This is a genomic window from Kitasatospora sp. NPDC088742, assembly GCF_055584905.1.
In genome coordinates, this window is sequence record NZ_JBVJLD010000016.1 from 31,756 (window position 1) to 44,806 (window position 13,051).

Annotated in this window: 13 protein-coding genes; 2 read left to right on the plus strand and 11 right to left on the minus strand. The window is 72.7% G+C overall.

The features are described 5' to 3' along the window. Positions 1-29 precede the first annotated feature (29 nt). A complete protein-coding gene (locus ACZ6ZR_RS15095; RefSeq protein WP_465642543.1) occupies positions 30-1,172 on the minus strand; it encodes a S1C family serine protease in 1,143 nt (380 codons plus the stop codon). 149 nt (positions 1,173-1,321) lie between these two features. Here ACZ6ZR_RS15095 and galE point away from each other — a divergent pair, with 149 nt between their 5' ends. Beyond that, on the plus strand, positions 1,322-2,287 hold the full coding sequence (gene galE, locus ACZ6ZR_RS15100) for a UDP-glucose 4-epimerase GalE (protein WP_465642544.1): 966 nt from the start codon (positions 1,322-1,324) through the stop codon (positions 2,285-2,287). A gap of 40 nt (positions 2,288-2,327) precedes the next feature. Here the strand turns inward: galE and ACZ6ZR_RS15105 are convergent, their stop codons facing one another. Continuing rightward, entirely contained in the window at positions 2,328-2,897 is a 570-nt protein-coding gene (locus ACZ6ZR_RS15105) for a hypothetical protein (protein WP_465642545.1), read from the minus strand. A 36-nt stretch (positions 2,898-2,933) separates the two neighbouring features. Further along, positions 2,934-5,264, minus strand: a complete 2,331-nt coding sequence (locus ACZ6ZR_RS15110) for an outer membrane protein assembly factor BamB family protein (protein WP_465642546.1) — start codon at positions 5,262-5,264, stop codon at positions 2,934-2,936. Positions 5,265-5,637: 373 nt separating this feature from the next. Here ACZ6ZR_RS15110 and ACZ6ZR_RS15115 point away from each other — a divergent pair, with 373 nt between their 5' ends. Next, entirely contained in the window at positions 5,638-6,279 is a 642-nt protein-coding gene (locus ACZ6ZR_RS15115; protein ID WP_465642547.1) for a TetR family transcriptional regulator, read from the plus strand. A gap of 227 nt (positions 6,280-6,506) precedes the next feature. Here ACZ6ZR_RS15115 and ACZ6ZR_RS15120 read toward each other — a convergent pair whose 3' ends face one another. From ACZ6ZR_RS15120 to ACZ6ZR_RS15155, 8 genes are all read right to left on the minus strand, one after another. Beyond that, positions 6,507-7,451, minus strand: coding sequence for a beta-ketoacyl-ACP synthase III (locus tag ACZ6ZR_RS15120; RefSeq protein WP_465642548.1), 945 nt, complete (start codon positions 7,449-7,451; stop codon positions 6,507-6,509). A 108-nt stretch (positions 7,452-7,559) separates the two neighbouring features. Then, positions 7,560-8,444 carry a L,D-transpeptidase family protein gene (locus ACZ6ZR_RS15125; protein ID WP_465642549.1) on the minus strand — a complete coding sequence of 295 codons (885 nt, stop codon included), beginning with the start codon at positions 8,442-8,444 and terminating at the stop codon, positions 7,560-7,562. A gap of 181 nt (positions 8,445-8,625) precedes the next feature. Further along, on the minus strand, positions 8,626-9,789 hold the full coding sequence (gene mqnE / locus ACZ6ZR_RS15130; RefSeq protein WP_465642550.1) for an aminofutalosine synthase MqnE: 1,164 nt from the start codon (positions 9,787-9,789) through the stop codon (positions 8,626-8,628). Positions 9,790-9,841: 52 nt separating this feature from the next. Continuing rightward, positions 9,842-10,804, minus strand: a complete 963-nt coding sequence (locus ACZ6ZR_RS15135) for a threonine ammonia-lyase (RefSeq protein ID WP_465642551.1) — start codon at positions 10,802-10,804, stop codon at positions 9,842-9,844. Positions 10,805-10,808: 4 nt separating this feature from the next. Next, a complete protein-coding gene (locus ACZ6ZR_RS15140; RefSeq protein ID WP_110672680.1) occupies positions 10,809-11,270 on the minus strand; it encodes an Lrp/AsnC family transcriptional regulator in 462 nt (153 codons plus the stop codon). Positions 11,271-11,390: 120 nt separating this feature from the next. Then, the gene (locus ACZ6ZR_RS15145) at positions 11,391-12,038 is read right to left on the minus strand and encodes a UbiX family flavin prenyltransferase (RefSeq protein WP_465642552.1); all 648 of its coding nucleotides are present in this window, start codon (positions 12,036-12,038) and stop codon (positions 11,391-11,393) included. Positions 12,039-12,073: 35 nt separating this feature from the next. Beyond that, the gene (locus ACZ6ZR_RS15150; RefSeq protein WP_465642553.1) at positions 12,074-12,676 is read right to left on the minus strand and encodes an O-methyltransferase; all 603 of its coding nucleotides are present in this window, start codon (positions 12,674-12,676) and stop codon (positions 12,074-12,076) included. A gap of 46 nt (positions 12,677-12,722) precedes the next feature. After that, a complete protein-coding gene (locus ACZ6ZR_RS15155; RefSeq protein WP_465642554.1) occupies positions 12,723-13,010 on the minus strand; it encodes a hypothetical protein in 288 nt (95 codons plus the stop codon). Between the last annotated feature and the right edge of the window lie 41 nt (positions 13,011-13,051).

The window sequence follows — 13,051 nt, forward strand, 5'->3', positions numbered from 1 at the left end:
GGCCTGCCGGGCCCGGGGTCGAGGGGGTGTCAGGTCGTCGGGAGGGTGCCGAGGGTGACGGTGGCGGTGGAGGTCTTGCCGTCGCGTTGGTAGGTGACGGGGACCTGGGCGCCGGGCTGGAGGGAGGCCAGGGCGGTGGTGAGGGTGTTCATGGTGGTGATGGGGGTGTCGCCGAGCTTGGTGATGACGTCGCCGGCCTGGAGTCCGGCGTTGGCGGCGGGGCCGCCGGAGGTGACGGAGGCGATGACGACGCCGGCGGGGCGGAAGTCGGCGTCGAAGTAGGTGCGGGCGGTGATGCCGAGGGCGGCGCGGCCGGAGTTGGTGACCTTGCCGTCCTTGATGAGCTGGTCGGCGATGCTGGTGATGGTCGCGGCCGGGATGGCGAAGCCGATGCCGGGGGCGGCACCGCCGTTCATGTCGGGGTCGGTGGCGGCGAGGGTGTTGATGCCGATCACCTGGCTGGCGAGGTTGACCAGGGCGCCGCCGCTGTTGCCGGGGTTGATGGCGGCGGAGGTCTGCACCATGTTGCCGATGGTGGCGCCCGGGGAGTCGCCGCCCTTGGGTTCGGAGACGGTCCGGCCGGTGGCCGAGACGATGCCCTGGGTCACAGAGGAGGAGAGGCCGAGCGGGCTGCCCATGGCGAGGGTGATCTGGCCGACCTCGACCTTGCCGGAGTCGCCGAAGGTGGCGGGCTTGAGGCCGCTCGGCGGGTTGGTGAGCTTGATGACCGCGAGGTCGGACTCGGGGTAGCTGGCGACCAGGGTGGCGTCGAGCGGCTTGCTGCTGTTGGCCAGGGTGACGGTGAAGGTCTTGGCGCTGCCGACCACGTGGGCGTTGGTGACGACGTGGCCCTTGTCGTCGTAGACGATGCCGGAGCCGAGCCCGGTGCCGGTGGTGATCTGCACCACCGTGGGCAGCACGTTGGCGATCACCTTCTGGTAGTCGTCCTGGAGCGAGTTGGAGGCGGTGGGCGCCGCCGAGGTGGAGGAGGCCGAGGCGGAGGCCGAGGACGACGAGGAGGAGGACGAGGCGGAGGACGAGGAACTGCTGCTGGTACAGCCGCTGACCAGCGCGACGGCCGCCAGCAGGGCGGCCCCGGGAAGCAACAGCCGTGGTCCGGTCGGACGGGGGCCGGCCGGGATCGGGCGGGTGGGTTCCTTCTTGGGGTGCACCTGGGATTCCTCCGGTTCCGTGCGCGGGCCGCTGCCGGCAGGCGTGGGCAGCTTTGGCAGGATTGCACCTTTATGTCCGGATATCAGGAACCGACGCGCTGTCAGCCGCCGCTCCCGGAGCGGTGGGTCGGCGGCATAGGCTCTCGGACATGACCTGGTTGATCACCGGCGGAGCCGGTTACATCGGCGGACATGTCGTACGGGAGCTGGTCGCGACCGGGCGGCGGGTGGTCGTGCTGGACGACCTGAGCAGCGGATCGGCGTCCCGGCTGCCGGAGGGCGTGCCGCTGGTGGTCGGCTCCACGCTGGACCGCGCCGCCCTGGACGCGGTGATCGCCGGGCACGGGGTCACCGGCGTGGTGCACATCGCGGCCAAGAAGGCGGTCGGCGAGTCGGTCGAGCAGCCGCTGCGGTACTACCGGGAGAACCTCACGGGCCTTCAGACCGTGCTGGAGGCCGCGGTGGACGGCGGCCTGCGGCACGTGCTGTTCTCCTCCTCCGCCGCCGTCTACGGCATGCCGGACGTGGAGCTGGTCACCGAGGCCACCCCCTGCGACCCGATGAACCCGTACGGCGAGAGCAAGCTGGCCGGCGAGTGGATGGTGAAGGCCGTCGGCCGCGCCCACGGTCTGTCCACCGTCTCGCTGCGCTACTTCAACGTGGCCGGCACCGCCGCCCCCGAGCTGGCCGACGACGGGGTCTCCAACCTGGTGCCGATGGTGCTCCAGCGGCTGACGGACGGTCAGGCGCCGCTGGTCTTCGGCGACGACTACGCGACGCCCGACGGCACCTGCGTGCGCGACTACATCCACGTCGCGGACATCGCCTCCGCCCACGTGGCGGCCGTCGAGCGGCTGGAGGCCACCGGGGAGCAGCTCGCGCTGACCCTCAACATCGGCCGGGGCGAGGGCGTCTCGGTCAAGGAGATGATCTCCGCCATCGCCCGGATCACCGGGCTGGACACCCCGCCGCTGATCGCCCCGCGCCGCGCGGGGGACCCGGCCAGCGTGGTGGCCTCGGCCGAGCTGATCCACCGTGAGCTGGGCTGGAAGGCCGCCCACGACCTGGAGTCGATGATCGGCTCGGCCTGGGAGGCCTGGCAGCGCCGCGGCTGACGGACAGCCGGCGGACGTCAGGCGGACGGCTGACGGAGGCTCAGCAGTCCGCCCCGACGAGGGCCGGGGCCGGGCCCGGGACGCCCAGCACCAGGCGGTAGCAGCGCTTGGCGGTCAAGCGCATCGGCACGGGTGACGAGGTGTAGCCCCGCTCCACCCGCAGCCGCACCTCGGCCGTCCAGCCCGGCCCCGGCCGGACCTCGCTCAGCCGGACCTTGCCGGCGGCCGCCGCGGCCTCCAGGCGGTCCTTCGGCACGCCCTGGGTGTAGTCCAGGCCCGAGACCGAGGCGACGAACGCCTCGGCCGCCCGGTCCGCCTCCGTCGCCGCCCTGGACTTCGCGTTCCGCTCCTGCACGGCGGAGGCCACCACCGCGCCGCCGGCCGCCAGCACCGGCAGCAGGGCCACTCCGACGCAGCCCAGTGCCAACCCGTGCCGTCTCCGGCGCCGCCGACGCCGCCGGAGGCGCTCGGCCTGCTCGACCGCCTTGGCCAGCTTCGCCTGCGCGGCGCGCTCCGCCCGCTCGGCCTGCTCCACCTGCTCGTCGGGCGCCTCGGGCTCAGGCTGCTCCCGCTCCTGCTCCTGCTCCGCGAGCTCCGGCTCCGTCTTCATCTCCGCCATCCCCCGTCATCCCCCCGTCATGACCCGTCAGTTCGGCACGGCCGTGCCGTAGAAGGCGTCCAGAGCGTAGACGCACCGGTCCTTGGACCCGACGAAGACCCTCCCCCCGACGGCCACCGGGGAGCCGGTGAGCTCGCCCTTGGTGCCCAGCTCCCAGCGGAGCTGACCGGTGGTCAGGTCCAGGGTGTGCAGGGAGTGGTCCCGGCTGCCGAGGTGGACCAGGCCGTCGGCGACGGCCGGGGTGCCGACGAGGTCGCCCCGGGCGCGGTAGCGCCAGCGCTCGTGGCCGGAGGCGGTGTCGAAGGCGTGCAGGGTGTCCCCGGCGCCGACCAGGACGGTGCCGCCCGCGACCACCACCGGTTCGGCGCCCTGGCGGCTGCCGGTACGGCCGCGCCAGCGGTCCCGGCCGGTGGCGGCGTCCAGCGAGTAGACGGTGCCGAGGTAGTCGGCGACGTAGACCGCGCCGTTGTCGACGGCGGGCGGGGTGAAGAGCACCACGGCCGCCTCGAACCGCCAGCGCTCGGCGCCGGTGGCGGCGTCCAGGGCGAACACCCGGGTGCCGGAAGTCAGGTAGAGGGTGCCGCCGTGCTCGACCGGACGGGACGGCACGCCCTCGCCGACCGGGATGGCCCAGCGGATGCCGCCGCCGCGCGGGTCGACGCAGCGCAGCCGTCCGCCGCCGTGGTAGTACATCGCGCCGGCCACCAGGGCCGGGCCGGACTGCGGGTTCTCGTAGTCCTGCTGGGCGTCGTCGGCCCGCCAGAGCTCTGCGCCGCTGGCGGCCGAACGGAGCTGCACGCCACCGCCCCTGACGCCGCAGCAGAGCACGCCGTCGGCGGCGTCCAGGGAGTAGATCCAGCCGTCCAGCGAGTTCCGCCAGCGCTCGGTGCCGTCCCGGACGTCCACGGTGTACAGGTGCGGGCCGTCGGCGGCGTGCACCCGGCCGGAGTCCACGGCGAGCGCCCAGGCCACGTCCCGGGTCTTGTAGCGGCGCTGGCCGGAGCCGATGTCGAGGGCGTGCACCTCGAAGCTGGAGACGAACAGGGTGCCCTCGGCGACCACCGGGGTCCCCCAGACGTCGTTGGACATCCGGAACCGCCAGGGGCGCCAGCGCGGAGCCGGGGGCTCGGCGTCGGCGGGCTGCACGGCCCCGGCGGGCGTCGCGCGTCGCACCCAGTCGGTGCCGGGCCCGGCCATCCCGCCGGGCGCCGCCTCGGCCCGGGGGCCGGGCCCTATCGGCACCGCCGCCCCGGCCAGCCGGACGGCCCCCTGGGCGGGCGCTCCGTGACCCGGGGCGCCCTGGCCGGGGACGCCCTGCGGCGGGCGCCCGGCGATCTTCTCGGTGGCCCGCTCGTACGGCTCGCCGGACTGCCCGGGGTGACCGGCCGGCGGCCCCCCGTGCGGATGGGGCTGCGGATGGGGCTGGGGTTGCGGCTGGGGCTGCGGGACGGGCGGCGGCACGACGGTCCGGCGGTTGCGCTTCTGCTCGATCAGGTCGATCGCGCTGACGGGCAGCCAGTCGTCCGCCTCCCCGGCCCCGTCGTCCCGGGAGAACAGGTGCGGGGCCAGCTCGGCCTGGATCTGGGCCGGGGTCGGCCGCTCCATTGCCTCCTGCCGCATGCAGGCCCGGACCAGGTCGTGCAGCTCGGCCGGAAGGCCGGTCAGGTCGGCCTGGTCGCGCAGCAGTTGGAAGACGGTCTCGACCGGGTTGGCGCCCCGGTAGGGGGCGTGGCCGGTGGCGCAGAAGACCAGCAGCGACCCGAGCGAGTAGACGTCGCTGGCGCCGGTCACGCTGCGGCTGTCCTTGGCCTGCTCGGGCGACATGTAGGCGGGGGTGCCGACCGCGACGTTGGTCATGGTGAGCCGGGAGCTGGAGACCCCGGCGGCGATGCCGAAGTCGATCACCCGGGGGCCGTCCTCGACCACCAGCACGTTGGAGGGCTTGAGGTCCCGGTGGACCAGCCCGGCCGCGTGGATGGACTGCAGCGCCTCGGCGATGCCCGCGATCAGCCAGCGGACGGCGTCCACCGGGAGCGGCCCGCAGTGGGCGACCAGGTCCTCCAGGGACGGCGCCGGGACGTACGCGGTGGCCAGCCAGGGCACCCTGGCGTCGGCGTCGGCGTCCACCACGGCGGCGGTGTAGAAGCCGCCGACCGTCTTGGCCGCCGCGATCTCCCGGGCGAACCGGACCCGGAACAGGTCGTCCTCGGCCAGTTCGGCCCGCACCGTCTTGATCGCCACCCGGCGGCCGGAGGCCGAGCGTGCCAGATAGACCAGTCCCATCCCGCCCGCACCGAGCCGCCCGAGCACCTCGAAGGGCCCGATCCGCCTCGGATCGTGCGCCGAAAGCTGGTCCACTCCGTAGCCACCTCCCCGTCCTGCCGCCACCCGGTCGGGGGCGCGACGCCCCCGATTCTCCAATGCCCGCCCCGCCTGATCCAATCTCCCCCGCCGCAGCCCCGGCTGGGGCGGGTTCCGGCCTTCCCGAACGGGAACTGACGGACCGACGGACGACCGCCCCTCGACCGCCGCCGAGGCGGAACTTTTGGTTCCGTTACGGTCACTCTGCGCCACCCGACGGAGCCTCAGCCGACGACCCGTCACGCTGGGGTCCCGTCAGATCACGGGGGGGAACACCCAGGGCTTCCGGAGCTGAATATCCATCAACCCGAGCGGGCTAATAGTCGCATCACCGAATCGCGCCAAGATCTCGCCACGGTAAGCTGACGGCATGACAGGACAAGTTCGCACCGTCGACGGTCGCGTCGCCGGGCGACGCGGACAGGAGACGCGGCAGAAGCTGCTCGACTGCCTCCGCGAGATGCTCAGCACGTCTCCGTACCGGGACGTCAAGGTCATCGACGTCGCCCGGATGGCAGGCACCTCCCCCGCGACCTTCTACCAGTACTTCCCGGACGTCGAGGGCGCAGTCCTCGAAATCGCCGAGGAAATGGCCGAGGACAGCGTCGAGCTCAAGGAGCTCGTCGATGGAAAGTCCTGGGCGGGAAAGACCGGTCTCACCACGTCGGAAGACCTGGTGGAAGGTTTTCTCGCCTTCTGGCGCAAGAACGATGCCATTCTCCGAGTCGTCACTCTCGGTGCGGCCGAAGGGGACAAGCGGTTCTTCAAGATCCGCATGAAGGTCCTCAACTCGGTGGCCGGGCCCCTGGCCGAAGCCATTTCGGCGAACCAGGGGAAGACCGACAGGTCGGTCGACGCCTCCGGACTCTCCGGGGCCCTGGTCTCGCTGCTCGCCTCGGCGGCCGAGCATGCCAAGGCCTTCACCTCCTGGGGAGTGAAGGCCAAGGACCTCAAGCCCACGCTGGCGCTCCAGGTCTACCTGGGCGTCACCGGCAAGAAGCCGCCGAAGTAACCCACCCCGTCCACGCGTGCTCCGTCCCGGTTTCCTGTCCGGGACGTGCCGGACGCCGGCCGTGTCCTCGGGGGAGGTTGGCCGACCGTCACACCGCGCAGCACGCCCGACCAACGCGAAGGACCCCGGGCCCGTGAGGGCCCGGGGTCCTTCGCCGTCCCGGGGGTGCGTCCCGGGAGTCCTGGGTGGCGACGCCGGCGGGGCGCCGGGGCGGCGCCGACGGGGCGTCAGGGGCAGCGGACCACCTGGCCGGCGTAGGCCAGCCCGCCGCCGAAGCCGAACAGCAGCACCGGGTCGCCGCTGCGCAGCTCACCGCGCTCGACCAGCTTGGAGAGCGCCAGCGGGATCGAGGCGGCCGAGGTGTTGCCGGACTCCACCACGTCCCGGGCCACCACCGCGTCCTCGGCCAGGCCGAGCTTGGCCGCGATGGCGTCGATGATCCGCAGGTTGGCCTGGTGCGCCACGAAGCCGCGCAGCTCGGAGGGCTCCAGGCCGGCCTTGGCGCAGGCCGCCCGGGCCAGCGGGGCGAGCTGGGTGGTGGCCCAGCGGAAGACGGTCTGGCCCTGCTGACTGATCGTCGGGTCCCAGCCGGTGATGACCACCGCGTCGCCCTTGTCCGGTTCCGATCCCCAGAGCACCGGGCCGATGCCCGAGCGCTCGTCCGGGACGGCCTCCAGCACTGCGGCCCCGGCCCCGTCCGCGAAGATCACGCAGGTGGTGCGGTCGGACCAGTCGATGGTGTCGGACATCCGCTCGGCGCCGATCACCAGTGCCCGGGTGGCGGAGCCGGCCCGGATCGCGTGGTCGGCGGTGGCCAGCGCGTAGGAGAAGCCGGAGCAGACGGTGTTGATGTCGTACGCGGCCGGGCTCTTCACCCCGAGCCGGGCGGCCACGGCGGCGGCGGTGTACGGGCTGCGCTCGGTGGCGGTGCAGGTGGCCACCACCACCAGGTCGATCTGGTCGGCCGTCAGACCGCTGTTGGCCAGCGCCTTCTGGGCCGCCTCGGTGGCGAGGTCGACCAGGGTCTCGTCCTCCGCGATGTGGCGGGTGCGGATGCCGACCCGGGAGCGGATCCACTCGTCGTCGGTGTCGACCAGCGTCGCCAGGTCGTCGTTGGAGAGGACCTTGGGCGGCTGGTAGTGGCCGAGCGCCACGATGCGGGAGGCGGTCATACCACCCACTCAACATCGTTACCGGCGGGTCGCCCGGTCGCGCACCGGTACAACGTACGAGGTCAGATGCTGTAGGGGCTGGACAACTACCGTGCGGTAGAGCCTCCGTCAGGCGGCCAGCGAGGAGGCGTCGCCCATCACGATGGCCGGCTTGGCGGCCGGGTCCAGCGCCTTGATGAGCTCGACCATCTGCGCCTCGGGCAGCGAGATGCAGCCGTGGGTCGGGCCGCCGTGGTCCACGTGCAGCCAGATGCCGCCGCCCTTGGCCACGCCCATCGGGTACTTGGTGGAGAGCGGGGAGGTGCCGGGCACCCGGTTGTAGTTGATCGCCACCACGTAGTCGAAGGAGCCGGACAGCTGCTCGCCGTTGAAGCCGGTGCCGCCGATGACGAAGGCCTTGTCCTGGTCGTACGGCAGCTTCGAGCCCGGGTCGGCCTTGCGGCCGCCGGCGTCGCTCAGGGCGTAGACGCCGATCGGGCTGCGCAGGTCGCCCTGCTTCTTGTCGGTGGTCCAGCCCTTGTAGGCGTTGTGGCCCTGCCAGGTGGCGCCGGGCTTCCAGCGGTTGTCGGCGGTCCTGGTCCAGAGCACCACGGTGGTCTCGGAGGCCTCGGCCGCCTGGCCGGTGGCGACCACCAGCTGCTTGGTGTCGGCGGGGATCTGGGCGGCGAACTTCGGGCCGATGCCGGGGATCGCGGCGAAGGTGCCGTCTCCCCGGTCGGAGCGGTCCGCGGCGGGCTGCTCGGTCCGCTGGTCGGCCTTGGCCTGCGCCGGGTCGGCGGACGGGGTGACCCCCGACGGGCCGTCAGGGAGCGGGCGGTCCGGCACCCCGGCGGCGGACACCCGCGGCTCGGCGTTGCCGGGCCCGACGGCGAACCAGCCGGAGACGGCGGCCAGCAGGAAGGCGGTGGAGCCGAACGCGACCTTGCCGCCGTGGCTCTTCTTCTTGGGCTTGCGCCGGTGCCCGCGCGGACGCGCTCCTTCCTCCAGGGTCATGGGGGCCGCTGCTGCCCCGCCTCGAGGTTTGGCGCGATGGGAACCGGACATGGAGCGATCCTTCCAAAGCCTCGGGCCGGAACGGAACCCTTGGCGTGTGGTGAGCCTGTGAGCATACGCGCTCGGAAACGCACCGTCCCCCGACTCGGGTTTCCGATCGGGGGACGGTGTGACGGATCCGTCAGAGGCGCATGGCCTGCGGGGTCTCCCGGCGGTTCAGGTCGGGACCCTCGTACTCGCGGATGATCTCATAGCGGGTGTTGCGCTCCACCGGGCGGAAGCCGGCGTCGCGGATCAGGTCGAGCAGGTCGTCGCGGCCCAGCTTGTTCGGGGTGCCGAAGTTGTCCGCGTCGTGGGTGATCTTGTACTCGACCACCGAGCCGTCCATGTCGTCGGCACCGTGGCTGAGCGCCAGCTGCGCGGTGGTGACGCCGTGCATCACCCAGAAGACCTTGACGTGCGGGACGTTGTCGAAGAGCAGCCGGGAGACCGCGAAGGTCTTCAGCGCCTCGGCGCCGGTGGCCATCTCCGTACGGGCCATCAGCTTGTTGCGGACCACGCCGTCCTTGGAGTCGTGGAAGTCGTGCTGGTAGCGCAGCGGGATGAAGACCTGGAAGCCGCCGGTCTCGTCCTGGAGCTCACGCAGCCGCAGCACGTGGTCGACCCGGTGCCGGGGCTCCTCGATGTGGCCGTAGAGCATGGTGCTCGGGGTCTTGAGACCCTTCTCGTGCGCCAGGCGGTGGATCCGCGACCAGTCCTCCCAGTGGGTCTCGTGGTCGACGATGTGCTGGCGGACCTCCCAGTCGAAGATCTCCGCGCCGCCGCCGGTGAGCGACTCCAGGCCGGCGTCGATCAGCTCGTCCAGGATCTCACTGGCCGTCAGGCCGCTGATCCGCTCGAACCAGTGGATCTCGGTGGCGGTGAAGGCCTTCAGCGAGACGTTCGGCAGCGCGGCCTTGAGCTCCCGCAGGCTGCGCGGGTAGTAGCGCCAGGGCAGCGTCGGGTGCAGGCCGTTGACGATGTGGAGCTCGGTCAGCGAGTCGACCTCCATCGCCTTCGCGAGCCGCACCGCCTCCTCGATCCGCATGGTGTACGCGTCCTTCTCGCCCGGCTTGCGCTGGAACGAGCAGTACGCGCAGGAAGCGGCGCAGACGTTGGTCATGTTGAGGTGGCGGTTGACGTTGAAGTGGACGACGTCGCCGTTCTTCACCGTCCGCACGTGGTGCGCCAGACCACCGAGCCAGGCCAGGTCGTCGCTCTCGTAGAGGGCGATCCCGTCCTCGCGGGTCAGCCGCTCACCCGCGTAGACCTTCGCCTCCAGCTCGCGCTTGAGCCCTGCGTCCATGCGGTGCCCCGCCTCCTCAGTACCTCGGTTATCGACCGGAACGAGCCTACGCCTATGCCGCCAACAGCTCGGCCAGCAGCCCCGGGTCGACGTTGCCGCCGCTGATCACGGCGGCGAAGACCCGGCCGTCGAGTTCGGCCGCGCGGTGGAAGTAGGCGGCCGGGGCGACCGCTCCGGAGGGCTCGGCGACCAGGCGGCCGCGGCGGGCCAGCAGGGCGACGGTGGAGCGGATCTCCTCCTCGGAGACGGTCACGATGTCGTCCACGTAGGCCTGGATGTGGTCGAAGGGCAGCACCCCGACGCTCGGCGTGCGCAGCCCGTCGGCGATCGTCCGGTAGGTGAGGTCGGTGGACCAGCTGAGCCGCTCGCCGGCCCGGAAGCTGGCCTGGGCGTCGGCGGCCAGCTCGGGCTCCACCCCGATCACCCGGACGCCCGGGCAGGCCAGCTTGAGCGCGGCCGCGGTGCCGCTGATCAGGCCGCCGCCGCTGACCGGCACCAGGACGGTGTCCAGCTCGTCCGGGGCGTCCTCGGCGATCTCCAGGCCGACGGTGCCCTGGCCCGCGATGATGTAGGGGTCGTCGTACGGCGGCACCCAGACGTACCCGTGACGCTCCGCCAGCTCGGCGGGCAGGGTGTCCCGCTCGCCCGGAGCGACCAGGATCACCTCGGCGCCGAAGGCCCGGGTGTTCTCGACCTTGACGGTGGGTGAGACGTCCGGCATCACGATGACGGCCTTGATGCCGAGCAGCTGGGCGGCGTAGGCCACCGCCTGGGCGTGGTTGCCGCTGGACTGGGCGACCACCCCGCGGGCCCGCTCCGCCTCGCTCAGCGCGGCGAGGCGGTTGTACGCCCCGCGCAGCTTGAACGCGCCGGTCGGCTGGAGGCTCTCGGGCTTGAGCCAGAGCCTCCGGGCACCGTCCTCCGCCCAGGGGGCGGGCAGCAGCGGCGTGCGGACCGCCACTCCCTCGATGCGCTGCTGCGCGGCGCGCAGCTCCTCCAGGCCGACCAGTGCCATCGCTCTACTCCCCCGATTCCAAAGGCAGTTCGCTCACCCGGTTCTCCCACTTGGTGGAGAGCACCACGGTGGTCCTGGTTCGGGCCACCCCCTTGGTGCCGGAGAGCCGCTTGACCACCGACTCCAGGCCCTCCACGTCGGAGACCCGGACCTTCAGCATGTACGAGTCGTCACCCGCGATGAACCAGCAGTCCTCGACCTCGCCGAGGTCCTTCAGCCGGTGCGCCACGTCCTCGTGGTCGGCCGCGTCGGTCAGCTGGAGACCGATCAGCGCGGTGACCCCGAAGCCCAGCGAGGCCGGGTTGACGGTGGCCCGGTACCCGGTGATCACCCCGGCCTGCTCCAGCCGGTTGATCCGGTCCGTGACGCTGGGCCCGGACAGGCCGACCAGGCGGCCGAGTTCGGCGTAGGAGGCCCGGCCGTTCTCCCGGAGAGCCTGGATGAGCTGTCTGTCCACCGTGTCCATGTATCCGCCCGCGTCCTTCCGAACCTCTCCAGACCCACAGATCATTATCCGGATTCAAAGGCGACATGCGCAGATCGACCCGGATATCTCAGAGAACATACCTTCCCGCCGAGCGCTTGCTCACCCGACCTTCCCGCCGTCGCCCAACTCTCCATCCCAACGCCGGTAGAGCGTGTGCGGCACACCGACCGCGTCCAGCACCCGCCCGGCCACGAAGTCGACCAGCTCGCGGGCGGTCGAACCGCCGGCGTAGAAGCCCGGCGAGGCCGGCAGCACCACGGCCCCCTGGGCGTCCAGCTCCACCAGGTGCTTGAGCGTCACCCCGCTGAGCGGGGTCTCGCGCAGGCAGACCACCAGCGGGCGGCGCTCCTTGAGGGTGACGCTGGCGGCCCGCTGGAGCAGGTCCTTGCTCAGGCCCAGCGCGATCCCGGCCACCGCCCCGGTGGTGGCCGGCACCACCAGCATCCCCTTGGCGGGGTACGAGCCGCTGGACGGGCCGGCCGCGAAGTCGCCCGCCGGCCAGTACCGGACCTCGTCGAGGTCCTTGCTCCCGAGCCATTCGGCCAGGTCGTCCCGCCAGTGCGCGTCCCGGAAGGAGATGCCGGTCTCGTCCAGGATGGTGAGGCGGGCCGCCCGGCTCACCACCAGGTCCACGGCCTCCCCCGCCGCCAGCAGCGCCCGGATCACCGAGGCGGCGTACGGCGTCCCGGACGCTCCGGACACCCCGACCACCCAAGGCCGGCGGACGTTCTGCTGATCTGTGCTCATACCGGGCACATTAGGCGGTTCCCCCGCCGCCACTCCTACGCGGGCGGGACCCGGGTGGCGACCACCGTGCTCAGGTCGGGGGCCAGCCGGAGGTCCACCGCGCGCAGGGCCGGGTGGCCCAGCCAGTGCAGCCGGGCGGTGTCCGGTTCGCCCTGGTGGCGGGGCGGCCACTCGGCGCTCGGTGTGAAGTCGTCGACCACCAGGACCCCACCGACCGTCAGCAGCCGCTCCGGGTCGGCCGGTTCGGTCTGCTTGCCGTTGCCGCCGCCGTCCAGCACCAGCAGGTCGGACGGGGCGTGGCGGTAGACCTCGGTCCAGTCCCCGTGCACCACCCGGACGTTCGGGAGCTCGGCGAACACCTCCGCCGCCAGCTCGGCCCGCCCGGCGTCCCGCTCCACGCTCAGCAGCTCGACCCCGGGCCGGGCCGCGCTCGCCAGCCAGGCCAGCCCGACCCCGCACCCCGTCCCGGTCTCGGTGATCCGCCCGGCCGCCCCGGCGGCCAGCGCGTGCAGCAGCCGCCCCTGCTCGGGGCGGCAGGAGTTGCCGAAGCCGTGCGCCCGCGCGGCGGACAGTGCCCGCCGGACCAGCGGGGGCAGTTCGGTCTCGTCGCGGTAGGAGTCGGTGCCGTGAGTGGACATGCCCGCCATCCCATCAGCCCCGGGGCGGCCGCGTCCGGCGTTCGGGCTACCCGGCCTCCACGAGCGGTCCGCCGTCGCGGGCCGGTCCGTCCGGGACCGGGGAGGCGGCCTCCTGCGGCGGGCGCGTGGTCCCCGCTCCCAGTGCGAGTGCCGCCAAGAAGGCGGCCGTGCTGGCCAGCAGGGCGGCGAGCGGCTGGTTGACGGCCCGCAGGACACCCGGCAGGCCGTCCATCCCTCCGACCAGCAGGCCGAGCGCCCCGGCCACCAGCAACAGGACCGCCCCCGCGAAGAGGCCCCGGGCGGCCCGCTCCCGCCGTGTCGGCTCAGCCGTCATTCCCACGTCTCCCCCACCGCACATCCGTTCGTGTGAGGTGA